General features: G+C 68.5%; 22 protein-coding genes and 1 tRNA gene. 14 read left to right on the top strand and 9 right to left on the bottom strand.

The genetic code is table 11. The annotated features are described in order from the left end of the window. Positions 1-154 precede the first annotated feature (154 nt). The 4 genes from nhaA to JHN45_RS53100 all read left to right on the top strand — a co-directional run bounded on the left by nhaA (position 155) and on the right by JHN45_RS53100 (position 3,418). Positions 155-1,594 (top strand): Na+/H+ antiporter NhaA, encoded by a 1,440-nt coding sequence (gene nhaA / locus JHN45_RS21775; protein WP_201050126.1) that lies wholly within the window; start codon positions 155-157, stop codon positions 1,592-1,594. Positions 1,595-1,653: 59 nt separating this feature from the next. Next, positions 1,654-2,139, top strand: a complete 486-nt coding sequence (locus tag JHN45_RS21780) for a phage holin family protein (RefSeq protein ID WP_200714396.1) — start codon at positions 1,654-1,656, stop codon at positions 2,137-2,139. Then, positions 2,136-3,086 carry an alpha/beta fold hydrolase gene (locus JHN45_RS21785; protein ID WP_200714397.1) on the top strand — a complete coding sequence of 317 codons (951 nt, stop codon included), beginning with the start codon at positions 2,136-2,138 and terminating at the stop codon, positions 3,084-3,086. Before JHN45_RS21780 ends, JHN45_RS21785 begins: the two co-directional genes overlap by 4 nt. A gap of 152 nt (positions 3,087-3,238) precedes the next feature. Then, entirely contained in the window at positions 3,239-3,418 is a 180-nt protein-coding gene (locus JHN45_RS53100) for a hypothetical protein (RefSeq protein WP_078532502.1), read from the top strand. A 26-nt stretch (positions 3,419-3,444) separates the two neighbouring features. Here JHN45_RS53100 and JHN45_RS21790 read toward each other — a convergent pair whose 3' ends face one another. The 3 genes from JHN45_RS21790 to nth form a co-directional block, all read right to left on the bottom strand. Further along, entirely contained in the window at positions 3,445-4,644 is a 1,200-nt protein-coding gene (locus tag JHN45_RS21790; protein ID WP_200714398.1) for a MarP family serine protease, read from the bottom strand. Positions 4,645-4,657: 13 nt separating this feature from the next. Further along, positions 4,658-5,347, bottom strand: a complete 690-nt coding sequence (locus JHN45_RS21795) for a CoA pyrophosphatase (RefSeq protein ID WP_200714399.1) — start codon at positions 5,345-5,347, stop codon at positions 4,658-4,660. A gap of 75 nt (positions 5,348-5,422) precedes the next feature. Then, entirely contained in the window at positions 5,423-6,289 is an 867-nt protein-coding gene (gene nth / locus JHN45_RS21800) for an endonuclease III (protein ID WP_374192792.1), read from the bottom strand. 252 nt (positions 6,290-6,541) lie between these two features. On the opposite strand from nth, the gene JHN45_RS21805 reads away from it, so the two are divergent. The 3 genes from JHN45_RS21805 to JHN45_RS21815 all read left to right on the top strand — a co-directional run bounded on the left by JHN45_RS21805 (position 6,542) and on the right by JHN45_RS21815 (position 9,302). Further along, complete coding sequence (locus JHN45_RS21805; protein ID WP_019063754.1) at positions 6,542-7,216, top strand: Crp/Fnr family transcriptional regulator; 675 nt, start codon at positions 6,542-6,544, stop codon at positions 7,214-7,216. Positions 7,217-7,347: 131 nt separating this feature from the next. Then, complete coding sequence (locus JHN45_RS21810) at positions 7,348-8,412, top strand: PQQ-binding-like beta-propeller repeat protein (protein ID WP_201050127.1); 1,065 nt, start codon at positions 7,348-7,350, stop codon at positions 8,410-8,412. A 59-nt stretch (positions 8,413-8,471) separates the two neighbouring features. Next, positions 8,472-9,302 (top strand): nucleotidyltransferase domain-containing protein, encoded by an 831-nt coding sequence (locus JHN45_RS21815; protein ID WP_201050128.1) that lies wholly within the window; start codon positions 8,472-8,474, stop codon positions 9,300-9,302. Between the two features lie 22 nt (positions 9,303-9,324). Here the strand turns inward: JHN45_RS21815 and JHN45_RS21820 are convergent, their stop codons facing one another. The 4 genes from JHN45_RS21820 to JHN45_RS21835 all read right to left on the bottom strand — a co-directional run bounded on the left by JHN45_RS21820 (position 9,325) and on the right by JHN45_RS21835 (position 11,733). Beyond that, entirely contained in the window at positions 9,325-10,155 is an 831-nt protein-coding gene (locus tag JHN45_RS21820; protein ID WP_200714402.1) for an MBL fold metallo-hydrolase, read from the bottom strand. After that, on the bottom strand, positions 10,152-11,033 hold the full coding sequence (locus JHN45_RS21825) for an NUDIX hydrolase (RefSeq protein ID WP_201050129.1): 882 nt from the start codon (positions 11,031-11,033) through the stop codon (positions 10,152-10,154). Before JHN45_RS21825 ends, JHN45_RS21820 begins: the two co-directional genes overlap by 4 nt. Positions 11,034-11,107: 74 nt before the next feature. Then, positions 11,108-11,578 carry a RidA family protein gene (locus JHN45_RS21830; protein ID WP_201050130.1) on the bottom strand — a complete coding sequence of 157 codons (471 nt, stop codon included), beginning with the start codon at positions 11,576-11,578 and terminating at the stop codon, positions 11,108-11,110. Then, on the bottom strand, positions 11,575-11,733 hold the full coding sequence (locus JHN45_RS21835) for a DUF4177 domain-containing protein (RefSeq protein WP_019063748.1): 159 nt from the start codon (positions 11,731-11,733) through the stop codon (positions 11,575-11,577). Before JHN45_RS21835 ends, JHN45_RS21830 begins: the two co-directional genes overlap by 4 nt. Positions 11,734-11,828: 95 nt before the next feature. Between JHN45_RS21835 and JHN45_RS21840 the strand changes: the two genes are divergently transcribed. Both JHN45_RS21840 and JHN45_RS21845 read left to right on the top strand, forming a co-directional pair. Further along, a complete protein-coding gene (locus JHN45_RS21840) occupies positions 11,829-12,806 on the top strand; it encodes an ArsA-related P-loop ATPase (RefSeq protein ID WP_200714405.1) in 978 nt (325 codons plus the stop codon). After that, on the top strand, positions 12,803-14,191 hold the full coding sequence (locus JHN45_RS21845) for an ArsA family ATPase (protein WP_201050131.1): 1,389 nt from the start codon (positions 12,803-12,805) through the stop codon (positions 14,189-14,191). Before JHN45_RS21840 ends, JHN45_RS21845 begins: the two co-directional genes overlap by 4 nt. Before the next feature lie 71 nt (positions 14,192-14,262). Here JHN45_RS21845 and wblA read toward each other — a convergent pair whose 3' ends face one another. Further along, positions 14,263-14,601: a transcriptional regulator WblA gene (wblA, locus tag JHN45_RS21850; RefSeq protein WP_019063745.1), complete on the bottom strand. Its 339-nt coding sequence runs from the start codon at positions 14,599-14,601 to the stop codon at positions 14,263-14,265. A 584-nt stretch (positions 14,602-15,185) separates the two neighbouring features. Between wblA and JHN45_RS21855 the strand changes: the two genes are divergently transcribed. After that, positions 15,186-17,447 carry a transglycosylase domain-containing protein gene (locus tag JHN45_RS21855; RefSeq protein WP_200714407.1) on the top strand — a complete coding sequence of 754 codons (2,262 nt, stop codon included), beginning with the start codon at positions 15,186-15,188 and terminating at the stop codon, positions 17,445-17,447. 101 nt (positions 17,448-17,548) lie between these two features. Here the strand turns inward: JHN45_RS21855 and JHN45_RS21860 are convergent, their stop codons facing one another. Further along, complete coding sequence (locus tag JHN45_RS21860; RefSeq protein ID WP_200714408.1) at positions 17,549-18,016, bottom strand: GatB/YqeY domain-containing protein; 468 nt, start codon at positions 18,014-18,016, stop codon at positions 17,549-17,551. A gap of 103 nt (positions 18,017-18,119) precedes the next feature. On the opposite strand from JHN45_RS21860, the gene JHN45_RS21865 reads away from it, so the two are divergent. The 4 genes from JHN45_RS21865 (at position 18,120) to JHN45_RS21880 (ending at position 23,226) form a co-directional block, all read left to right on the top strand. After that, positions 18,120-19,046: a metallophosphoesterase gene (locus JHN45_RS21865; RefSeq protein ID WP_200714409.1), complete on the top strand. Its 927-nt coding sequence runs from the start codon at positions 18,120-18,122 to the stop codon at positions 19,044-19,046. A 124-nt stretch (positions 19,047-19,170) separates the two neighbouring features. Beyond that, a complete protein-coding gene (locus JHN45_RS21870; RefSeq protein WP_200717542.1) occupies positions 19,171-19,956 on the top strand; it encodes a Pr6Pr family membrane protein in 786 nt (261 codons plus the stop codon). A 54-nt stretch (positions 19,957-20,010) separates the two neighbouring features. Beyond that, positions 20,011-20,084: transfer RNA gene (locus tag JHN45_RS21875), tRNA-Pro, on the top strand. A 1,195-nt stretch (positions 20,085-21,279) separates the two neighbouring features. Next, positions 21,280-23,226 (top strand): DEAD/DEAH box helicase, encoded by a 1,947-nt coding sequence (locus JHN45_RS21880; protein WP_201050132.1) that lies wholly within the window; start codon positions 21,280-21,282, stop codon positions 23,224-23,226. Positions 23,227-23,305 lie beyond the last annotated feature (79 nt).

Here is a 23,305-nt window from a genome sequence, read left to right on the forward strand (position 1 = left end):
CGTAACCCAGCGGTCCAGCGATGAGGGGTGCCCGGCGCAAACGCGCGCCGGGCACCCCTTTTAGGTAAACTAAGCAAAACGTGACCCTCATGGTGTGCCGGGAAGTCTGGTCGGCGAGTAGTTCCGTCCTGCCCACCGACCGGAGGTTCCCCCGATGGCCGCGCCCCGCCCCACCCCCGCCCGCAAGGTGCTCGGACGCCTGTCCCTGCCCGAGCGGAACTTCGTCGCGGAGGCGCTGCGCACCGAGACCGTCGGCGGTGTCCTGCTCCTGCTCGCCGCGGTCACCGCGCTGATCTGGGCGAACGTCCCCGCCCTGCACGACAGTTACGAGAGCGTCAGCCACTTCCACCTCGGCCCCGCCGCCCTCGGCCTGCACCTCTCGATCGCCCACTGGGCCGCCGACGGCCTTCTCGCCGTCTTCTTCTTCGTCGCCGGCATCGAACTCAAGCGCGAACTCGTCGCCGGCGACCTGCGCGACCCGAAGGCCGCCGCCCTGCCCGTCGTGGCGGCCCTGTGCGGGATGGCCGTACCAGCACTCGTGTACACGCTGACGAACCTCACCGGCGGCGGCTCCCTGAACGGCTGGGCGGTGCCGACCGCCACCGACATCGCCTTCGCGCTCGCCGTCCTCGCGGTGATCGGCACCTCCCTGCCGAGCGCCCTCCGCGCCTTCCTGCTCACCCTCGCCGTGGTCGACGACCTGTTCGCGATCCTGATCATCGCGATCTTCTTCACCGACCGGATCGACTTCGCCGCGCTCGCGGGCGCGGTCGTGGGCCTCGCCGTCTTCTGGCTGCTGCTGCGCCGGGGCGTGCGCGGGTGGTACGTGTACGTCCCGCTCGCGCTGGTGATCTGGGCGCTGATGTACAACAGCGGCGTCCACGCCACGATCGCGGGCGTGGCCATGGGCCTGATGCTGCGCTGCACCACGCGCGAGGACGAGGACCACTCCCCCGGCGAGCATGTCGAACACCTCGTACGCCCCCTGTCGGCGGGCCTCGCGGTGCCGCTGTTCGCGCTGTTCAGCGCCGGGGTCGCGATCTCCGGCGGCGCGCTGGGTGACGTGTTCACGAAGCCCGAGACCCTGGGCGTGGTCCTCGGGCTGGTGGTCGGCAAGGCGGTCGGGATCTTCGGCGGGACCTGGCTGACGGCCCGTTTCACCCGGGCCTCGCTCAGCGACGACCTCGCCTGGGCGGACGTGTTCGCGGTCGCCTCGCTGGCCGGCATCGGCTTCACCGTGTCGCTGCTCATCGGGGAACTCGCGTTCGACGGCGACCCGGTGCTCACCGACGAGGTCAAGGCGGCCGTCCTCGTGGGCTCGCTGATCGCGGCCCTGGGCGCGACCGTGTTGCTCAAGCTGCGCAACGCCCGGTACCGCAGGATATACGAGGACGAGGAGCGCGACGAGGACCTCGACGGCATCCCCGACATCTACGAGCAGGACGACCCGGCGTACCACCTGCGCATGGCCGGACTCCACGACCGCAAGGCCGCCGAGCACCGCAGGATCGCCGCGGAGAAGGCCGCCGAACAGCGGCGCGGGCCCGCCGAAGTGGCGGGCGGGGCGGGCGCGGACAAGGACGGTCCGGCATGATCTGACGAGACGGTACAAACACATGCCGGAACACACACATGCGGAAGAGGGAGTACGCGATGAGCGCACCCGACGGCAGCCCGGTCGGCGCCGAACGCAGCATCGGCCAGCTGTTCGCCTCGGCGACGACCGAGATGTCCGCGCTGGTGCACGACGAGATCGCGCTGGCCAAGGCGCAGCTCAAGCAGGACGTCAAGCGCGGGGTGATGAGCGGCGGCGCGTTCACTGTCGCCGCGGTCGTACTGCTGTTCTCCCTGCCGATGCTCAACTTCGCGCTGGCGTACGGCATCCGCACCTGGAGCGGCTGGAACATGGCGCTCTGTTTCCTGCTCTCCTTCGCGGCGAACGTGCTCGTCGCGGTCGTCCTCGGCCTGGTCGGCGTGCTCTTCGCGAAGAAGGCCGCCAAGAGCAAGGGCCCGCAGAAGGTGGCCGCCTCGGTCAAGGAGACCGCCGGAGTCCTGGGCAACGCCAAGCCGCATCCGCGCCCGGCGATCGAGGACCGTGTCCCCGAAGCCATCGAGGCTGTGGCACGCTCGTCCTCATGACGGACCCCGCCCATCCCTGGGCACAACCTGCTTCGGTCGTACGGCTCGACATTCCCGGCGGGCGCGAGGTGACCCACCGGGATGTCGCGGCCAACGGCGCGCGCTTCCACATCGCGGAGGTGGGCGACGGGCCGCTGGTGCTGCTGCTGCACGGCTTCCCCCAGTTCTGGTGGACCTGGCGGCACCAACTGGGCGCGCTGGCCGACGCCGGGTTCCGGGCCGTCGCCATGGACCTGCGGGGCGTCGGCGGCAGCGACCGCACCCCGCGCGGCTACGACCCGGCCAACCTCGCCCTCGACATCACTGGCGTGATCCGCTCCCTCGGCGAGCCCGACGCCGCTCTGGTCGGCCACGACCTCGGCGGCTATCTGGCCTGGACGGCCGCCGCGATGCGCCCCAAGCTGGTGCGCCGACTCGCCGTCTCCTCGATGCCGCACCCCCGACGCTGGCGCAACGCGATGCTGTCCGACGTCAGACAGTCCGCGGCGAGTTCCTACATCTGGGGGTTCCAGCGGCCCTGGCTGCCCGAGCGGCAACTCCTCGCCGAGGACGCCGAGTTGGTGGGCAAGCTGATCCGGGACTGGTCCGGCCCGCAACTGCCGGACGACGACGCGATCGAGGCGTACCGGCGGGCGATGCTGATCCCGTCGACCGCGCACTGCTCGATCGAGCCGTACCGCTGGATGGTGCGGTCGATGGCGCGTCCGGACGGCATCCAGTTCAACCGGCGGATGAAGCGGCCGGTGCGGGTGCCGACGCTGCATCTGCACGGCTCGCTGGACCCGGTGCTGCGCACCCGCAGCGCGGCGGGATCCGGGGAGTACGTCGAAGCGCCGTACCGCTGGCGGCTGTTCGACGGTCTCGGACACTTCCCGCACGAGGAGGACCCGGTGGCCTTCTCGACCGAACTGGTCAACTGGCTCAAGGATCCCGAACCCGATCGATGAGCGATGAGCGATGAGTGATGAGTGACCGTCCCGCCGCGCCCGGTATCCGGATCTGAACACCTGTACTACGAACGGCTACTTGCCTCGCGCATACGCCAATTGGGCCCCCAGGGGGTGGTTATCGACCTTGGGGCAGGGGCAGACGTCGGGGTATGGGCTGGACGCACGACTACAGTGACGCAGCACGCAATCGCCGCTCGGACCACGGTCCGGGCTCCCACCAGCGAGGCGCCCCGCAACTCCAGGGCACAGACCTCAGGGTGGGGATCCCGCGCATTCTGCGCCGCCGGGCCCGCTGGGTCTCGGTACGGCTGCGTCATCCACGGGGCTGACGCACCCACCTCTTACCGAGCCTGGCTCACAGCGCGCAACTGTCGCTGTCCACCTGCTCGTTGGCACTGCGACCCTTGACGATGTCCTCCTGGATCTCGTCGGCGGTGAGCGCGTACCCGGTGTCGGGGTCGTCCAGGGACTTCGCGAAGACCACGCCGTACACCTTGCCCTCGGGCGTGAGCAGCGGGCCGCCGGAGTTGCCCTGGCGGACGGTCGCGTAGAGCGAGTACACATCGCGGCGGACCGTGCCGCGGTGGTAGATGTCCGGGCCGTTGGCCGTGATGCGTCCCCGCACGCGTGCCGCCCGGACGTCGTACGACCCGTTCTCCGGGAAGCCGGCGACGATCGCACTGTTGCCGCTGTCCGCGTCCTTGGTGGCGAACTGCAGGGAGCGCGCCTTCAGGTCCGGTACGTCGAGTACGGCGATGTCGCGGTGCCAGTCGTAGAGGACGACCTTGGCGTCGTACTTGCGGCCCACGCCGCCTATCTGGACGGTGGGTTCGTCGACGCCGCCCACGACGTGCGCGTTGGTCATGACGCGGCGGTCGCCGAAGACGAAGCCGCTGCCCTCCAGGACCTTGCCGCAGCTCTGGGCGGTGCCCATGACCTTGACGATGGACTGCTGGGCGCGGGTGGCGACCGCGCTGGAGGCGAGGGCCGGGTCGGGCGGCTGGACGTCGTTGATCGGCTCGTTGGCGAACGGGCTGAAGACCTGCGGGAAGCCGTTCTGCGCGAGGACCGAGGAGAAGTCCGCGAACCAGGTGTCGGCCTGCGCGGGCAGCGCCCGGGACACCCCCAGCAGCACCTTGGAGCTGCGGACCTCCTTGCCGAGCGTCGGCAGGGTGGTGCCCGCGAGTGCCGAGCCGATCAGCCAGGCCACCAGGAGCATCGCGAGCACGTTGACGAGGGCGCCGCCGGTCGCGTCCAGGGCGCGGGCCGGGGACCAGGTGATGTACCGGCGCAGCTTGTTGCCGAGGTGGGTGGTCAGGGCCTGGCCGACGGAGGCGCAGACGATGACGACGACGACCGCGACGACGGCCGCGGTGGTGGAGACCTCCGCGTTGTCGGTCAGCGCGTCCCAGATGACGGGCAGCGTGTAGACGGCGACGAGACCGCCGCCCAGGAAGCCGATCACCGACAAAATGCCGACGACGAACCCCTGGCGATAGCCCACGATCGCGAACCACACGGCGGCGACCAGCAACAGGATGTCCAGCACATTCACGACGGACACCCTGTCATGACCGCCAGTCGAGCGGGACCTGCTTCTCGCGGTCCCAGGGGCGCTCCCAGCCCGAGTAGTGCAGCAGGCGGTCGATGACTCCGGCCGTGAAACCCCAGACAAGTGCCGATTCGACCAGAAATGCCGGACCCAGGAAGCCGCTGGGGTGCGACACCGTGACCCTGTTGGCCGGATCCGTGAGATCCGCCACGGGGACCGTGAACACCCGGGCCGTCTCGTTCGGATCGACCACCCCGACCGGGGTCGGCTCCCGCCACCAGCCCAGCACCGGGCTCACCACGAAGCCGCTCACCGGGATGTACAGCTTGGGCAGCACCCCGAAGAGCTGCACTCCGGCGGGGTCGAGCCCGGTCTCCTCCTCGGCCTCGCGGAGAGCGGCCCGCAGCGGGCCGTCGCCCGTCGGGTCGCCGTCCTCGGGGTCGAGGGCACCGCCCGGGAAGGACGGCTGCCCCGCGTGGGAGCGCAGCGAACTGGACCGCTCCATGAGCAGCAGCTCGGGCCCCCGGTCGCCCTCCCCGAAGAGGATCAGCACCGCGGACTGCCGGCCCGCGCCGTCCTCCGGCGGCAGGAACCGGCTCAGCTGGAGCGGCTCGACCGTCTCCACCGCGTGCACCACCGGGTCGAGCCAGCCCGGCAGGCCCTCCTTGCTGAGCCCCACACCCTGGGCATTGCTCGCGCGCGTCATCCCCCACCCCCGTTCACACCGATCAACGCCCGGTACCTCCGAGATCGTTCCGTCATCCGGCCCCCGATGCCGTCGTCACGCCGATCCCAGCGGCGGCGCCGGTTTGCCGCCCGCGTCCAGATAGGACTGCGGCGGGTTCAGGCGCTGGCCCGGGTAGCCGCCCTTCTCGTACTTGAGCAGCTTCTTCGCCTTCTCCGGGTCGGTCTCGCCCTCGCCGTACGCCGGGCAGAGCGGGGCGATGGGGCAGGCGCCGCAGGCGGGCTTGCGGGCGTGGCAGATGCGGCGGCCGTGGAAGATCACGTGGTGCGAGAGCATCGTCCAGTCGCTCTTCGGGAAGAGCGCTCCCACGGCGGCCTCGATCTTGTCGGGCTCGGTCGCCTCGGTCCACTTCCAGCGCCGTACGAGCCGCTGGAAGTGCGTGTCCACGGTGATGCCGGGGCGCCCGAAGGCGTTGCCCAGCACCACGAAGGCGGTCTTGCGGCCGACACCGGGCAGCTTGACGAGGTCTTCGAGCCGACCCGGGACCTCACCGCCGAAGTCCTCGACGAGCGCCCTGGAGAGCCCTATCACCGACTTCGTCTTGGCCCGGAAGAACCCGGTCGGCCGGAGGATCTCCTCGACCTGCTCCGGGTCGGCGCCCGCCAGATCCTCCGGGGTCGGGTACTTGGCGAACAGGGCCGGGGTCGTCTGGTTGACCCTGAGGTCGGTGGTCTGAGCGGACAGGACCGTGGCGACCACGAGCTGGAAGGGGTTCTCGAAGTCGAGCTCCGGGTGGGCGTACGGATAGATCTCGGCCAGCTCGCGGTTGATCCGGCGGGCACGGCGGACGAGGGCGGTGTGCGACTCGCCCTTCACAGCAGCCACGCCCTTTGCCCCCTTTGCCGCTTTCTTGCCGCCGTCAGGGCTCTGTTCGCCCACGGCGGAATCACGAGGTACAACCATCCGCCCAGCCCCCTTGGCCTGTGCTCTCACCGGCGATTTGGACACCCGGCCAGCCTAGAGCCCGCCACTGACATCCGCCCCGGACCCCGAAGATCAGCCCCCAATTGGACCCCTGCCGCTTACCTCGGGACACCTGTACGGCATCCTTGTGACAGATCACACTGTTTGGACGGTCCGGCAAAATGGGGAGCACGGTCCCCTGGTACCAAGGGGGAGCACCATCCCCTGAGCAGGTCGACAAGGAGAGAACTCGTGGACGACGTTCTGCGGCGCGCCCCGCTCTTCGCGGCGCTCGATGACGATCAGGCCGCGGAGCTGCGCGCCTCCATGAGTGAGGTGACCCTCGCGCGCGGGGACTCGCTCTTTCACGAGGGCGACCCGGGCGACCGGCTCTACGTGGTCACCGAGGGCAAGGTGAAGCTCCACCGCACCTCCCCCGACGGCCGCGAGAACATGCTGGCCGTCCTCGGCCCCGGCGAGCTGATCGGCGAGCTGTCGCTGTTCGACCCGGGCCCGCGTACGGCCACCGCCAGCGCGCTGACCGAGGTCAAGCTGCTGGGCCTCGGCCACGGCGACCTCCAGCCCTGGCTGAGCGCCCGCCCCGAGGTGGCCTCCGCGCTGCTGCGCGCGGTCGCCCGCCGACTGCGCAAGACCAACGACGCGATGTCCGACCTCGTCTTCTCGGACGTCCCCGGCCGCGTGGCCCGCGCCCTGCTCGACCTCTCCCGCCGCTTCGGCGTGCAGTCCGAGGAAGGCATCCACGTGGTGCACGACCTCACGCAGGAGGAGCTGGCCCAGCTGGTCGGCGCGTCCCGCGAGACGGTCAACAAGGCCCTCGCCGACTTCGCGGGCCGCGGCTGGCTGCGCCTGGAGGCCCGCGCGGTGATCCTGCTGGACGTCGAACGACTGGCGAAGCGCTCGCGCTAGATCGAAATCGCACGTCTTCTTGACGCACGTCTTCTTACTGAAGGGCCCTGCTACGGCGGGGTCCTTCGTGTGTCGGCCCTGTCGCGGCGGGGCCTTTCGTGTATCGCCGGGTGGGGACCCAAGGGGTGGGGATGAACGAGGACAAGGCGCCGGAGTCGGTCTGGGAGCACTCCCGGTGGCGGAGATCGGCGCGTCGGCTGTGGCGGACGCCGTACGAGAAGGGTGAGGCGGGCGGAAAGCCGCTCGGCCTGTGGCTGACGGACGACACCGTCGCGGTCGCCCGTTTCGACCACGTGCAGGCCTACCGGGTGACCACTGGCGAGCCCCTGTGGACCTGGCGGCCACCCGGCGAGCAGGTCGTCGGTCTGGTGTCGGCGGACGCCAAGGACGGCGTGGGGGTGGTGCTGCACTACGACGACGGAAACCTGGACGTGGAACGCGTCGGTCTCACCTCGCTGGCCGTCGACACGGGCGAGGTCGTACGGCAGCGGGAGCAGGACGCGGAACCGCTCGGGTATCTCCCGTCCGACGTGGCCGTCGGCGGCGGCCTCGTCGCGGCCGCGGTCGAGTCCTGGAAGACGGACGAGTTCGGGAACGGGGACGAGGTGACGCTGCACACACTCGACGTGGAAACGGGCCGGGTCCGGTACAAGCACACGCTCAAAGACCGGCGCGTCCAGAACGCGTCCGCCATCAGCGCCCAGCCCTTCGTGGCACACCTGGAGGCCCGCGGTGCGCGCGGCAGACCCCGGCTGCTCGTCCTGGACGCCGTCCGGAAGGACGCCGTGGCTCTCCGGCTGCCGGACGACTGCGAGAAGTTCGGCAGGGAGGTCGCCGTGGCCGGTGACGTCCTCGCCGTACAGCTGGTGCCCGCCGACGAGAGCGACCGGGACAAGGGGGTCCGGGTGGGGGCGTACTCCACCTCCTCGGGCGAGCTGCTGTGGGAGTGGCACACCAAGGGGTGGCGGCACGAAGAGGCCGTCGTGCTCGCCCACCGCGGCTGGCTGCTGGTGCTGCACCGGTACGCCCATCGGTTCAGCGTGCTCGATCCCGCCGACGGCAGGGTCGTGGCCCGGCGCAGGCTGCGCGGGCGCGGCGCCATCTGGCCGTTCGCCGCTGCCGCCGGTGAGCTGATCGCGGTGAGCTGCGGAAGTCCCGGGGACATTCGGCGGCTGCGCGTATTCCGCTGGAGATGAACCCGTTCAGCAGTCGGAAACCGGCCGCCCCGGAGCCCATCTCCCGGCACAGTGATCCCATGGCCGCAACCGTTGACCACAGAGGGCTCGACGCCCAGGGATACATCGAGCGCGAGGGCTCCTTGGGGCGCGTCCCGCACGTCTTCCGGCCGGTCGTCGCCGCGGCGCGGGACCGGCTGCTCGACGTCTACGGGGGACGCCTCGACAGCGCGTACCTCTACGGGTCGATCCCGCGCGGCACCGCGCGCGTGGGGCGCAGCGATCTGGACCTGCTCGTGGCGACCCGGCGGGAGCCGACCGAGGAGGACCGGGACGAGGCCCGCAGCCTGGGCGAGGCGCTCGACAAGGAGTTCCCGGAGATCGACGGGGTCGGCATCCTCCTGTATGGCCGCACACGGCTGCTGAGCGAGCCGGAGACGTACGACCTGGGGTGGTTCGTCGCGTGCCTGTGCACACCGCTGCTCGGGGACGACCTCGCCGAGTACCTGCCCCGCTACCGCCCGGACTCGCTGCTCGCGCGCGAGACCAACGGCGACCTGGCGCTGCTGCTCCCCCGCTGGCGTGAGCGGATCGCCGCCTCCGAGGACACCGACGAAGCCCGTAGACCCCTCGTCCGCTTCATGTCCCGGCACCTGGTCCGCACCGGCTTCACTCTGGTCATGCCCCGCTGGAACGGCTGGACCAGCGACCTCGGGGAGATGGCCGGGGCGTTCGGCGCGTACTACCCCGGGCGGGCGGAGGAACTGCGCACGGCGGCCTTCCTCGGACACGAGCCGACCGGCGACACGCGCGTGCTGCGGTCGTACGTCGACGATCTCGGCCCGTGGCTGGCCGCCGAGTACGCGCGCGTGCACGGCGTGAAGGCACCGCGCCCGGACGACACCGCGTAGATCAGGCCGTCAGACAAGGCCGTCAGATCAGGCCGTGTTCCTTCAGGTAGTCCAGCTGGGCCAGTACGGACAGTTCCGCCGCCGGCCACAGTGAGCGGTCGACGTCCGCGTACACGTGGGCGACGACCTCGGCGGGGCTGCGGTGGCCGTTCTCCACGGCCGTCTCGATCTGGGCGAGTCGGTGGGCGCGGTGGGCGAGATAGAACTCGACGGCACCCTGGGCGTCCTCCAGGACCGGCCCGTGACCCGGCAGGACCGTGTGGACGCCGTCGTCGACCGTGAGCGAGCGCAGCCGCCGCAGCGAGTCCAGATAGTCGCCCAGGCGGCCGTCAGGATGCGCCACCACGGTCGTACCGCGCCCCAGGACGGTGTCTCCCGTCAGGACGGCCTGATCGGCCGGGAGATGGAAGCACAGGGAGTCCCCGGTGTGCCCGGGCGTGGACACGACGACGAGTTCCAGGCCGCCGACCCGGATGACGTTCCCGGCGGCGAGGCCCTCGTCCCCGAGGCGCAGCGCCGGGTCGAGCGCGCGGACCTTCGTGTCCGTCAGCCCGGCGAAGCGGACGGCGCCTTCCGCGTGGTCGGGGTGTCCGTGCGTGAGCAGGGTCAGGGCGATCCGCTTGCCGGCCTTCTCGGCGGTGTCGACGACGTTGCGCAGATGCCCCTCGTCCAGGGGCCCCGGGTCGATGACCACGGCCAGTTCGGAGTCGGGCTCCGAGACGATCCAGGTGTTGGTCCCGTCCAGGGTCATCGCGGACGCGTTGGGCGCGAGGACGTTCACTGCGCGCGCGGTGGCGGGGCCGGTGAGGACCCCGCCCCGTGGCTGGCCGGGAAGCGCGGCTGCGTCGGTCATGCGGGGGCTCCACCGGTCGGGAGGTCGGTAGCGATGTGCTTGGTGAACTCCTCGTGGCCCGGCCAGGACAGGACGATCTCGCCGTCCTCCAGGCGGGCCTGCGCGAGGACGGGCGTCAGATCGCGCTCCGGGGCCGACGACAGGGCCTCGGCCGCGCTGCCGTACGGGATGAGTCCGCGCAGGGTCGCGATGGTCGGCGGCATCATCGTGAGGTCGCCCTTGTCGTACCCGGCGGCCGCCTCCTGGGGGGCGATCCACACCGTGTGGTCGGCCTCCGTGGAGGCGTTGCGGGTGCGCTGCCCCTCCGGGAGGACCGCCACGAAGAACCAGGTGTCGTAGCGGCGGGTCTCGAACTCCGGGGTGATCCAGCGGGCCCACGCACCCAGCAGGTCCGAGCGCAGCACCAGACCCCGCCGGTCCAGGAACTCGGCGAAGGACAGGTCACGGGCGACCAGGGCGGCGCGGTCCGCCTCCCAGGCCTCACCCGTGGTGTCGCCGACCACCGAGTCGGGGGTGGGTCCGGCGAGCAGGACGCCCGCCTCCTCGTAGGTCTCCCGTACGGCCGCGCAGACGATCGCCTGGGCGGCCGTCTCGTCGACGCCCAGCCGGTTCGCCCACCACGCGCGCGTGGGGCCCGCCCAGCGGACGTGACGGTCGTCGTCGCGCGGGTCGACACCGCCGCCCGGATACGCGTACGCGCCCCCGGCGAAGGCCATGGAGGCGCGTCTGCGCAGCATGTGGACGGCGGGGCCGGTGTCGGTGTCCTTCAGGAGCATCACGGTGGCCGCCCGCCTGGGCACGACCGGAGTGAGCGCGCCGTCGGCGAGCGCGCGGATGCGCTCGGGCCACTCCGCCGGGTACCACTGACCGTTCGCCATGGGCGGAGGCTATCCCGTAGCGCGCGGATGTTCGAGAGGCAACAACGCGCACCCCGGGACGGCGAACACCGTGGCTACGCCTGCGTCAGCTCCACCTGGACCTCGACCTCGACCGGCGAGTCCAGCGGCAGCACCGCCACGCCGACCGCGCTCCGCGCGTGCACGCCCTTGTCGCCGAGGACCTCGCCGAGGAGTTCGCTGGCGCCGTTGATCACGCCGGGCTGGCCGGTGAAGTCGGGGGCCGAGGCGACGAAGCCGACGACCTTCACCACGCGCGCGATGCGATCGAGGTCACCGGTGACGGACTTCACGGCGGCGAGGGCGTTCAGCGCGCAGGTGCGGGCCAGTTCCTTGGCCTCCTCCGCGGTGACCTCGGCGCCCACCTTGCCGGTGACGGGCAACTTGCCGTCCACCATGGGCAGCTGGCCGGAGGTGTACACGTAGACACCGCTCCGCACGGCGGGCTGGTACGCGGCGAGCGGCGGGACGACCGCCGGCAGGGTCAGGCCGAGTTCGGCCAGCCGGGCCTCGACGGCGCCGCTCATGCCTTCTCCCGCTTGAGGTAGGCCACCAGCTGCTCGGGGTTGTTCGGCCCGGGCACGACCTGGACGAGCTCCCAGCCGTCCTCGCCCCAGGTGTCCAGAATCTGCTTCGTGGCGTGGACGAGCAGCGGCACAGTCGAGTATTCCCACTTGGTCATGCGGCCGACTTTAGCGGCTGCGAACCGGCCGTCCGCGGTCGCGTTGTCCACAGCCTCTGGCTTGGTTCGGGCGCGGACTGGTTAGGCTCGAAGACGTGAGCAGGCTCCAGGTCGTCAGTGGCAAGGGCGGTACCGGCAAGACCACGGTGGCCGCAGCCCTCGCGCTGGCCCTGGCCACCGAGGGGAAGCGGACGCTTCTCGTCGAGGTCGAGGGTCGCCAGGGCATCGCGCAGCTCTTCGAGACGGAGACGCTGCCCTATGAGGAGCGGAAGATCGCCGTCGCTCCCGGGGGCGGGGAGGTGTACGCACTGGCCATCGACCCCGAACTGGCCCTTCTGGACTACCTCCAGATGTTCTACAAACTCGGCGGCGCGGGCCGCGCCCTGAAGAAACTCGGCGCGATCGACTTCGCCACCACGGTCGCGCCCGGCCTCAGGGACGTCCTGTTGACCGGCAAGGCGTGCGAGGCCGTACGGCGCAAGGACAAGAGCGGGCGGTTCGCCTACGACCACGTCGTGATGGACGCCCCGCCGACCGGCCGCATCACCCGCTTCCTGAACGTCAACGACGAGGTCGCCGGGCTCGCCAAGATCGGCCCGATACACAATCAGGCGCAGGCCGTGATGCGGGTCCTGAAGTCCCCCGAGACGGAGGTCCACCTGGTGACGCTCCTGGAGGAGATGCCCGTCCAGGAGACCGCCGACGGCATCGCCGAACTGCGGGCGGCGCGGCTGCCGGTGGGTCGGATCATCGTGAACATGGTGCGGCCCGAAGTGCTGGACGCGGCCGAGCTGGATCTCGTACGGGCCGTGCCGCGCACCGCCGTGGCGCAGTCGCTGTCGGCCGCCGGGCTCGGCGGGGCGCGGCGCGGCGGCAATGCCGAGAAGCTGGTGGATCCGCTGCTCGCGCAGGCGGAGGAGTACGCCGCGCGGTACGCCCTGGAGCACGACCAGCGGGCCGTGCTGGGCGCGCTGGACCTGCCGCTGCACGAACTGCCGTTGCTCACCGAAGGCATGGACCTGGCGGGCCTGTACGAACTCGCCACCGAGCTGCGGAAGCAGGGAATGTCATGAGCCCGGACCAGGAGCAGGGGCGCGACGGCGCCCGTCGGCTGTCCTCCGCGCGCGTGCTCGACGTCGACCCGCTGCTCGACGACCCGGAGACCCGCATCGTGGTGTGCTGCGGCTCGGGCGGGGTCGGCAAGACGACCACCGCGGCGGCGCTCGGACTGCGGGCGGCGGAGCGGGGCCGCAGGGTCGTCGTCCTGACCATCGACCCGGCCCGCAGGCTCGCGCAGTCCATGGGCATCGACTCGCTGGACAACACCCCGAGGCGGGTGAAGGACGTCGACGGGGACGGCGAACTGCACGCCATGATGCTCGACATGAAGCGCACCTTCGACGAGATCGTCGAGGCGCACGCGGACCGCGAGCGGGCCGCCGCGATCCTGAACAACCCCTTCTACCAGTCGCTCTCGGCGGGCTTCGCGGGCACGCAGGAGTACATGGCGATGGAGAAGCTGGGCCAGTTGCGCGCCCAGCACGACTGGGACCTGATCGTGGTGGACACCCCGCCGTCCCGCTCGGCCCTGGACTTCCTGGACGCGCCGAAACGTCTCGGCTCGTTCCTGGACGGCAAGCTGATCCGGCTGCTGACCGCGCCGGCGAAGCTGGGCGGCCGGGCCGGGATGAAGTTCCTCAACGTCGGCATGTCGATGATGACCGGCACCCTCGGCAAGCTGCTCGGGGGTCAACTCCTCAAGGACATCCAGACGTTCATCTCCGCGATGGACACCACCTTCGGCGGTTTCCGCACCCGCGCGGACGCGACGTACAAGCTGCTGCAGGCGCCGGGGACGGCGTTCCTGGTGGTCGCGGCCCCGGAGCGGGACGCGCTGCGCGAGGCCGCGTACTTCGTGGAGCGGCTGGCGGCCGAGGACATGCCGCTGGCCGGTCTGGTGCTCAACCGGGTGCACGGCAGTGGTGCCGCCCGGTTGTCGGCCGAGCGGGCACTGGCCGCCGCGGAAAATCTTGAGGAGTCCCGCATTGTCGATCAGGTGGGCGGGAAAGCTGGACTTCGTAACTCTCCCGACACGTACGGCAGTTCAGAATCCTCCGGTACCGGATCTCCTGCTACCGGATCTCCCGGTTCCCGGGCAGCGGCTCGTGACGAAGGCTCCCCCGCCACCACGGACGACGAGCGCCCCGCCGACAAGCGACCCGACGACGAGCCGTCCGTCGACCAACTCTCCGCAGGCCTGCTCAGACTGCATGCCGACCGGATGCGGCTGCTCTCCCGCGAGCAGCGCACACGCGACCGCTTCACCGCGCGCCACCCCGAGGTGGCCGTCGCCGAAGTGGCCGCGCTGCCCGGCGATGTGCACGACCTCGCGGGGCTGCGGGACATCGGGAACCGGCTCGCGGCCGGTCGGCCGGAGCTGCCCGAGACGACGGTCTGACGCCCGGGACGAAGGTCCGACGCGCGGCCCCGGGGATCGCCCGGGGTCGATCGGCCCTACGGGGGCCTGCGTCAGCCCACCGCCGCGTAGTTCTCGTAGATCTCGTCGTCGTCGAGGGGGATGATGCCGACCCCTCGCTCGTACTCGATGCGCGCGGTCTCCAGTAGCCGGCGCCATGAAGTGACAGTGGGCCGCCTGCGCAGCAGTGCGCGGCGCTCCCGCTCCGTCATGCCTCCCCACACGCCGAATTCGACGCGGTTGTCGAGCGCATCGGCGAGGCACTCCGTGCGTACCGGACATCCGGTGCACACTGCCTTCGCCCTGTTCTGCGCTGCTCCTTGAACGAACAGTTCATCCGGATCGGTAGTGCGGCAGGCCGCCTGCGCACTCCAGTCGGTTACCCAGCCCATACCGGCGCCGTCCTCTCCCGAATCGAGGCTCCCCCACGGCGGCAGCGGCATATTCACCGCCGCCAGTTGAGGACGTTACGGAAGGTGGGCACAGCGCAACACCCCCTTCGGGCCCAATCTTGAATGGCCCGAACGGACTATGCGTAAGCGGCAGATCACCCGGGGGAGTGAGCCCGCGACATATGCGACTTTCCCATCAGAACGGGACAGTTGTCTTGCGTCACAACGGACGCCGGGTGACACAGGAGGCGGATTCGGACACGCCTCCCACAAAAAAACAGGGAACGACCGGAACGATTCGGGGTCGCCGGACGTATTGATACGTGACCGCTCTGCTGTGACAGTTGAGAGCAGCTTAGGCCAAGGCCTATACACCTGTCCGGCGAATGAGAACGTAGACGGCTCCTATTGCCGCGCCGTCATGTTCCCGGGACGGGCCCACCGTTCACCGCGCGGTCGCAGAGCCTTCGATGCCACTGCCCACGACAAGGCCCTCGCCCATGGATGTCACGATCCCGCACCCGAACATCCCGAGACCCACCCGCTCCCCGGGGACGCCCCGGGTGAGGGATTAGGCTGCCCCCATGCCAAAAAAGCGCTCGGGTGGTGGTCTGTCCCCTCTGCAGCAGGCCACCAAGTTCCTCGGTGTCAGTGTGCTCGCCGGTGCCGTCATGGCCGGAATCGCGTTGCCCGCGGCCGGAGCGCTGGGGCTCGCGGCCAAGGGCTCGGTCCAGGGGTTCGACGACATCCCCGACAACCTGAAGAGCCCTCAGCTGAGCCAGCGCACCACCATCCTGGACAGCAAGGGCAACCAGCTCGCCTCGGTCTACTCCCGTGACCGCACGGTGGTGGAGCTCAAGGACATCTCGCCGTACATGCAGAAGGCGATCGTCGCGATCGAGGACTCGCGCTTCTACCAGCACGGCGCGATCGACCTCAAGGGCGTCCTGCGCGCCCTGAACAAGAACGCGCAGAGCGGCGGCGTCTCCCAGGGCGCCTCCACGCTCACGCAGCAGCTGGTGAAGAACTACTTCGTGGAGGAGGCCGGCGACGACCCGACGAAGGTCGCCGAGGCCACCCAGCAGACGCTGGGCCGCAAGGTCCGCGAGCTGAAGTACGCGATCCAGATCGAGGAAAAACTCGGCAAGAAGAAGATCCTCGAGAACTACCTGAACATCACCTTCTTCGGAGAGCAGGCCTACGGCGTCGAGGCCGCGTCCGAGCGCTACTTCTCCAAGCACGCCAAGGACCTGAACCTCCAGCAGTCGGCGCTGCTGGCGGGCATCGTCCAGTCCCCCACGCGCTACGACCCGATCAACGACGAGGCCGAGGCCAAGAAGCGCCGCAACACCGTGCTGGCCCGCATGGCCGAGGTCGGCGACATCTCCAAGGCGGAGGCCCTGGCGGCCGAGAAGACCGACCTGGGTCTCAAGGTCAGCCAGCCGAAGAACGGCTGCATCACCGCGGTCAAGGGCGCCAGCTTCTTCTGCAAGTACGTCGAGAAGGTCTTCCTGAGCGACCCGGTCTTCGGCAAGACCAAGGAGGCCCGGGCGAAGATCTGGAACCAGGGCGGTCTGACGATCCGTACGACCCTGGACCCGCAGGCCCAGGCCTCGGTGCAGTCCTCGCTCAAGGACCACATCTACAAGTCGGACTCGGTCGCCGCGGCGGCCACCCTGGTGGAGCCCGGCACCGGCAAGATCCTCGGGATGGGCCAGTCGAAGCCGTACGGCTACGGCAAGAACGAGACGGAGTACAACTACTCGGTCAACGCCGACATGGGCGGCTCGAACTTCGGCTTCCCGACCGGTTCGACGTTCAAGCCGTTCGTCGCGGCGGCGGCACTGGAGCAGGGCCTGCCGGCCACGCAGCAGTACCCGGCGCCGTACTCGATGGACTACCCGAGCCCCGTCTCGACCTGCAGCGGCAAGAACTGGGTCAACACCGACGGCGCGACCGTGGAGAACGAGAGCGAGTCCGAGAAGGGCCCGTACGCGCTGAAGGAGGCGATGGCCAAGTCGGTCAACACCTACTTCGTGCAGATGATCTCCGACATCGGCCTGTGCCCCGTGGTGAGCATGACCAACAAGCTCGGCGTCGTGCAGGGCAACGGCGACAAGATCCCCGAGGTCCCGGCCATCGCGCTCGGCTCCAAGGGCCTCTCCCCGCTGACGATGGCCTCCGCGTACGCGGCCTTCGCCAACGAGGGCACGTACTGCACGCCCGTCGCCATCGAGTCCATCACCCAGAAGGTGGGCAACGAGCAGAAGTCGCTCGCCGTCCCCAAGTCCACCTGCTCGCGGGCGATGAGCAAGAAGACCGCCGACACCATCAACACCGTGCTGCGCGGCGTGGTCGACTCCGGCACCGGCCAGGAGGCCGGCCTCACCGACCGCCAGAGCGCCGGCAAGACGGGTACGACGGACTCCCGCAAGAACGCCTGGTTCGTCGGCTACACGCCCCAGCTCGCGGGCGCGGTCTGGGTCGGCAGCGCCAAGCAGAACATCGAGATGACCAGCATCCGCATCGGCGGCGTCTGGCACGACCAGGTCTACGGCGCCGACACCCCGGGCCCGATCTGGAAGGACGCCATGACCGGCGCCCTGGAGGGCAAGCCGGCCGAGTCCTTCCAGCTCGTCAACATCCCCGACCCCGTCAAGAAGGGCAACAACGACGGCGGCAAGAACGGCGACAACGCCGGGACCGACAACGGGGGCAACGACAACGGCGGCACCACCGACGGAGGCACCACCCCCACCCCGACGTTCTCCTTCCCCGACGGCTTCATCCAGGGCACGACGAACGGCGGCAACAACGGCAACGGGAACGGCGGCAACAGGGGATAACTCCCCTGCGGCCGCGCGCCGTTCAGGCTCTTCGTCTACGACGACGGGGGCGCCCCCTGTGAAAAGGGGCGCCCCCGTCGTCGTAGAAACCTGTCCGTGGGTCAGCCGGCGAGCAGCTTCTTCACCACCGCGGCGACGCGGCCGCCCTCGGCCAGTCCGGCCACCTTCGGGTTCACGATCTTCATGACGGCACCCATGGCGCGCGGGCCCTCGGCACCGGCCGCCTTCGCCTCCTCGACGGCCTGGGAGACGATCGCGGTCAGCTCCTCGTCACCGAGCTGCTTGGGCAGGTACTCGGCGAGGATCTCGCCCTCCGCCTTCTCCTGCGCGGCCTGCTCCGGGCGACCACCCTGCTCGAAGGCGTCCGCGGCCTCGCGCCGCTTCTTCGCCTCCTTGGTGATCACCTTGAGGACCTCGTCGTCGGAGAGCTCGCGCTTCTCCTTGCCCGCGACCTCCTCCTTGGTGATCGCGGTGAGCGTCAGCCGGAGGGTGGAGGAACGCAGCTTGTCGTGCGCCTTGATCGCGGTGTTGAGGTCTTCCTGCAGCTTCGCCTTGAGCGTGGTGGTCATGGGTTTGATTCTCGCAGGTGCGCGACCGGCTCCGCCCGCCGATTTACCGGGCCCCGACCGACGGGGTGTCAGGCGTGTCAGTGCGGTCTGACACGATGGAGGCATGCGCGCGCGATACGGAGTACCCCTGGGAATTGCGGCGGCAGGCGCCGCCGGTCTGGTCTACGCGGCGGGCTTCGAGGTCCGCTCCTTCCGCCTGCGCCGGGTCACGGTCCCGGTGCTGCCCGCCGGGATGCGCCCGCTCAGAGTCCTCCAGGTCTCCGACATCCACATGGTCGGCGGCCAGCGCAAGAAGCAGCGCTGGCTGCGCTCGCTCGCGGGCCTGCGCCCCGACTTCGTGATCAACACCGGCGACAACCTCTCCGACCCCCAGGCCGTCCCCGAGGTCCTGGACTCGCTCGGCCCGCTGATGGAGTTCCCCGGCGCGTACGTCTTCGGCTCGAACGACTACTACGGCCCCACACTCCGCAACCCCGCCCGGTACCTGTTCGAAAAGACCGCGGGCCGCCACGGTCTGAACGGCAACCCGCCCGTCGTGGGCGCCGTCCACAACCCGTGGGAGGACCTGCGGGACGGCTTCGACGCGGGAGGCTGGCTCAACCTCACCAACACGCGCGGCACGCTGAAGATCGAGGGCGCGTCGGTGGAACTCACCGGCCTCGACGACCCGCACATCAAGCGCGACCGGTACGCGCGCGTGGCGGGCGGCCCGTCGGACGACGCCGACTTCTCGATGGCCGTCGTGCACGCGCCGTACCTCCGCGCCCTGGACGCGTTCGCCGCCGACGGCTACCCCCTGATCCTCGGCGGCCACACCCACGGCGGCCAGCTCTGCATCCCGTTCTACGGCGCCCTGGTGACCAACTGCGACCTCGACACCGACCGCGTGAAGGGCCTCTCCACGCATACGGCCGAAGGCCGCACCTCATACCTGCACGTGTCGGCGGGATGCGGGACGAGCCGGTACACACCGGTGCGGTTCGCCTGTCCGCCGGAGGCCACGTTGATGACGTTGGTGGGGCGGGAGTAAGGAGTACGGCGACGGTACGGAGCAGGTGCGCGGTGGGCGTCCCGCAGTGGGCGTCCCGCGGGCCGCGTAGCCCGTGCGGCCCACCCGTATCGCCCGGTTCGTCCCCCCTGCCTAGCGTGAGGGCATGACCGCTCCGATACCCAGGGACATCCCGGACCTCCCCGCGGTACCCGGCATGCCCGCGCTGCTCGCCTCACCCGTTCCCGCCACCGCGGTGGTGGCCCCCTACCGCCGCCCGGCGGCGGCCGTGTACCGACTGCTGGTCGCGCTGGCGGCGGCAGCGGCGGTGACCGCCGACCTGTTCCTCGGCAGCCCCGTCAGGGTCCTCACCTACTTCACGATCCAGAGCAACATCCTGCTGGCCCTGGTGATGATCGCCGCGGCCCGCCGGGCATGGACGGCCCGCCGCCCCCTCTCCCCCCTGGTGACGGGCGCGGCCCTGCTGTACATCACGATCACGGGCCTGGTGTACCACCTGATCCTGACGCACGCGTCGAGCCCGTTCGCGATGACGGGCGGCGCGACGGCCCCCACAGGGTGGCAGGCGGTGACGAACCAGATCCTCCACACGGTGACACCGATCGCGGCGGTACTCGACTGGCTGCTGCTGACCGCACCCGGCCGACTGCACCTGCGGATGGCGGCGACGTGGCTGCTGTACCCGGCGACGTACCTCGCGGTGTATCTCGCCCGCGGCGAACTGATCCTGCCCGGCACACCGGGCCGCTATCTCTACACGTTCCTGGACGTCGAACACCACGGCTACAAGAGCGTCCTCGGCAACGCCCTCCTCCTCGGCCTCGCCTTCTACGCCCTCTCCGTCCTCCTCGTGGCCCTCGACCACGCCCGCCCCAACCCGATCCGCCACCGCGCCAAAACCGGATTTCGTCTCCAGCCACCGGTGGGCTAAAGTAAACGACGTCGCCGCGATGAGCAGCAGGACTCGCAAGATGAGCGGTGACATCGGGGTGTAGCGCAGCTTGGCAGCGCGCTTCGTTCGGGACGAAGAGGTCGTGGGTTCAAATCCCGCCACCCCGACAGAGAAACACCAGGTCAGGCCCGGTGCTGAGAGATCAGCACCGGGCCTGATTTGTGATGAGGGGCCAATTTGGGAGCCAACTGGGTGTGATCTTCGGGATCCGGCTCCCAGGTTGGCTCCCGAGGAGTGGCGTTCCGGCTCCTCCCAGCGCGGTGTCCGCCGCGCGTCCCCCAATGAGTCGTTGCACAGCTTGTGCCGAGCAGACTTGAGACGACACAACGATCGCCATGCACCCTGGTCTCCGTTAAATGACCGGCAGCTCGCGCTCTCACCTGCATCGGGGGCGGAACGACTCCGTCACGTCGGACAGCCCCGAGCTCGCCGTCACGGCTCGCGCGCTCAGGGACCGGGGGTTGGTGACCATGCCCCGGAAGAAGGGGAGGTGGCAGGCGGAGATCACTGACGCGGGTCACTTCTACCTGGAGCACGGTCATCATCCCGACCGTTCGGAGCTGGCTCCACGCAAGCCTCGCGCGGCGGTGTCTGGAGCCGAGGCACCGGTTGCCGCTGGTTCTCCGCAGACTGCCGATCCTCCGGCCGAGACGAAACCCTCCCCGAAGCGTGCCGCGAAAGCTCTGCACCCCGTCACTGTTGGCGGTCCCTGGTCGTTGGCGTCTCTCCTCAGCCGGTCCACAGACGGCCCAACCGCCGATGGCACGCGGCGCTGGAGGCACGCCTGCCGACTTGCCGCGCAAGCTTTCAACCTGCAGGTTTCCGCCTGAACCAGCTATTTTGACCATACATGCGCGCGAACGGATGCCACGGGGCAGGGCACTCTGGCACTCACGTTGCAGCCTCATGCAGACCCCACAACGGCTGGGCACCGCAGCTGTTCCGTCTGTTCGATGTCAAGCTCACGGACCCCCCTATCGCGACATGCCAGGTCATGGCCATCCGCCGGGCACGCTCCCTAGGATGGCTCCGACAAGTGCTACCTACGGACTAGCCCAGCGAGCGCGGGGCGAAGCTCGTCGCGAATAAGGGATCCGCCTCATGTCTTTGCATGTTGTCTATGGTGAGAGCCGAGATCGCACAACTGCATCACGACTCGCCGAGGTACTGAAGCCCAGAGTTGCGACGGGAACAATCTACTTGGGGTACCCAGTACTCGCGACCTCAGATAACCGCGTCGAAGTGGACGCTCTACTGGTAAGTCCCGACCATGGACTAGTCGCTTTTCTACTCGCGGACGAAATGCCGGAGACTGGGGGCGACTGGTCGAAATTCGTTGAAGCACAGGACCGTCTTTACGCTGTCCTGGAAAGCACGCTTGGGAAACACGACTCCCTGAGGCATGGCAGGCGGTTGGCCGTCGATATCAACACGGTGACCGTATTTGCAAGTCATGTCGACTCTCCTCCTCCAGGATCGGAGGGGGTATACCTAGGATTCGAAGAGGTTGCGAACTGGGTCGCAGACCTTCCTGAGATCGAACCAGAAATAGAGCATTCACTGCAAGCCGCTCTGCAACGAGTGACGACGATCAAGCCGACGAAGAAGAGGGCTTCCGTACAGCGAGAAACATCCCGGGGAGCAGTTCTCAAGGAAATTGAGCGAGGAATTGCAAATCTAGACCGTTGGCAGAAAACAGCGGCCATCGAGACGCCTACTGGTCCACAACGGATCCGCGGGTTGGCCGGGTCGGGCAAGACTGTTGTACTGGCATTGAAGGCCGCCTACCTTCACGCACAGCATCCTGATTGGCGTATCGTTGTCACGTTTCACACCCGTGCGCTTTACCAACAGATCAACGACCTGATCACTCGGTTCACGTTTGAGTACAGCAATGATCGCCCCGACGAACAGCATCTTCAGATTATGCACTCGTGGGGCTCCAGCGCACGGGCCGGCGTATATAGCGAGATGGCGATGGCTCTGGGAGAAACACCACGCGACTATAATTATGCGCGATCTACGTACGGACAGGGAAATGAGTTTCAGGGAATCTGCAAGGAACTCTTGTCCGTAGCTAAGCAGCAGAATCCCGAACCGGTTTTCGATGTAGTGTTGATCGACGAAGCTCAGGATCTACCACCGGAGTTTTTTCAGCTCGTTTACCTACTCACCAAGGATCCCAAGCGGATCGTTTGGGGTTTCGATGAGCTACAGAAACTTTCGGAGGCCGCCATGCCTGGAACCGATGACCTATTCGGCACCGGTCCGTCTGGCGAGAGCCTCATCAGCCTTGAAAGCGGGGAAAATGAGCCTCGCCGAGACATCGTGCTAGATATGTGCTATCGGAACACCCCGTGGGCGCTGGCGACTGCGCATGCCTTGGGGATTGGCGTGTATCGTACGGGCGGCCTTCTACAGCACTTCGATGAGCCAAAGCTCTGGAAAGAAATCGGATACAACGTCGTGCACGGGGATCTACGCCTAGGCGCGCATGTAACCCTCGAACGGTCACAAGATAGCTATCCAGCATACTTCCCAGAGCTAATCAACGAAGATGATGCTGTCGTATTGCAGAAGTTTGAGGATCAAATCGGGCAAGACGCCTGGGTGGCGATGCAAATCAAGAAGAATCTCACGGAAGATGAGCTGGAAGCGGACGATATTTTGATCGTTCTGCCAGATGTGAGGCGGGCTAAATCGCGCGCCCCACGACTCCAGCAGGCCCTAAAGGCTCAGGGAATTGATTCCCACTTGGTAGGTGTGAATACGGGAGTTGACGAGGTGTTCGTTCCGAACTCAGTCGCGCTCGCCCATATTTACCGAGCCAAAGGTAACGAGGCACCCATGGTGTACGTGGTGGATTCCCAAATGGCGGCCAGTTCCTATAATGCGGTCACACAAAGGAACACTCTATTTACCGCCATAACCCGAAGTCGCGCATGGGTCCGCATCACTGGCTGGGGCCCAAGCATGGACCTTATCGCCAGGGAAGTAGAAACAGTCAAACAAAAGAATTTCCGGCTAGACTTCCCGATCCCCAGCGCGATCGAACTCAAGACGCTTCGACACATCTACCGAGATCGATCGGGTGCCGCGCAAGAATCAGCCCAACGGGCTACAGAGCAGTTGCAAGCAATCCTTGAGGCGGTTGATCGAGGAGAGATCGACCTGCATGACGTGCCACCCGGACTCCGCACCCGGCTGGTAGCGAAGATGCGAGAAGAGACGCCGGGTGACGACTACTAGAGCGGTCCGAGATGAGGTAGTTAATGTTCTCGACTACCTTACCCAGACTGGGATTGCCGCTTACAGAAGCGTAGTCTCC

Origin of the sequence: Streptomyces sp. MBT53 (assembly GCF_016654115.1) — a bacterium.
Taxonomy (GTDB): domain Bacteria; phylum Actinomycetota; class Actinomycetes; order Streptomycetales; family Streptomycetaceae; genus Streptomyces.

Excerpts from the sequence above, each read along its gene's own strand:
- wblA (WP_019063745.1), bottom strand. The coding sequence starts at position 14,601 with ATGGGCTGGGTAACCGACTGGAGTGCGCAGGCGGCCTGCCGCACTACC.
- JHN45_RS21795 (WP_200714399.1), bottom strand. The coding sequence starts at position 5,347 with ATGACGCGCGCGAGCAATGCCCAGGGTGTGGGGCTCAGCAAGGAGGGC.
- JHN45_RS21860 (WP_200714408.1), bottom strand. The coding sequence starts at position 18,016 with ATGACCACCACGCTCAAGGCGAAGCTGCAGGAAGACCTCAACACCGCG.
- JHN45_RS21835 (WP_019063748.1), bottom strand. The coding sequence starts at position 11,733 with ATGACCAAGTGGGAATACTCGACTGTGCCGCTGCTCGTCCACGCCACG.
- JHN45_RS21785 (WP_200714397.1), top strand. The coding sequence starts at position 2,136 with ATGACGGACCCCGCCCATCCCTGGGCACAACCTGCTTCGGTCGTACGG.
- JHN45_RS21815 (WP_201050128.1), top strand. The coding sequence starts at position 8,472 with ATGGCCGCAACCGTTGACCACAGAGGGCTCGACGCCCAGGGATACATC.
- nth (WP_374192792.1), bottom strand. The coding sequence starts at position 6,289 with ATGGTTGTACCTCGTGATTCCGCCGTGGGCGAACAGAGCCCTGACGGC.
- JHN45_RS21845 (WP_201050131.1), top strand. The coding sequence starts at position 12,803 with ATGAGCCCGGACCAGGAGCAGGGGCGCGACGGCGCCCGTCGGCTGTCC.
- JHN45_RS21810 (WP_201050127.1), top strand. The coding sequence starts at position 7,348 with ATGAACGAGGACAAGGCGCCGGAGTCGGTCTGGGAGCACTCCCGGTGG.
- JHN45_RS21865 (WP_200714409.1), top strand. The coding sequence starts at position 18,120 with ATGCGCGCGCGATACGGAGTACCCCTGGGAATTGCGGCGGCAGGCGCC.
- JHN45_RS21880 (WP_201050132.1), top strand. The coding sequence starts at position 21,280 with ATGCCGGAGACTGGGGGCGACTGGTCGAAATTCGTTGAAGCACAGGAC.
- JHN45_RS21820 (WP_200714402.1), bottom strand. The coding sequence starts at position 10,155 with ATGACCGACGCAGCCGCGCTTCCCGGCCAGCCACGGGGCGGGGTCCTC.
- JHN45_RS21780 (WP_200714396.1), top strand. The coding sequence starts at position 1,654 with ATGAGCGCACCCGACGGCAGCCCGGTCGGCGCCGAACGCAGCATCGGC.
- JHN45_RS21825 (WP_201050129.1), bottom strand. The coding sequence starts at position 11,033 with ATGGCGAACGGTCAGTGGTACCCGGCGGAGTGGCCCGAGCGCATCCGC.
- JHN45_RS21830 (WP_201050130.1), bottom strand. The coding sequence starts at position 11,578 with ATGAGCGGCGCCGTCGAGGCCCGGCTGGCCGAACTCGGCCTGACCCTG.
- JHN45_RS21855 (WP_200714407.1), top strand. The coding sequence starts at position 15,186 with ATGCCAAAAAAGCGCTCGGGTGGTGGTCTGTCCCCTCTGCAGCAGGCC.
- JHN45_RS21870 (WP_200717542.1), top strand. The coding sequence starts at position 19,171 with ATGACCGCTCCGATACCCAGGGACATCCCGGACCTCCCCGCGGTACCC.
- nhaA (WP_201050126.1), top strand. The coding sequence starts at position 155 with ATGGCCGCGCCCCGCCCCACCCCCGCCCGCAAGGTGCTCGGACGCCTG.
- JHN45_RS53100 (WP_078532502.1), top strand. The coding sequence starts at position 3,239 with ATGGGCTGGACGCACGACTACAGTGACGCAGCACGCAATCGCCGCTCG.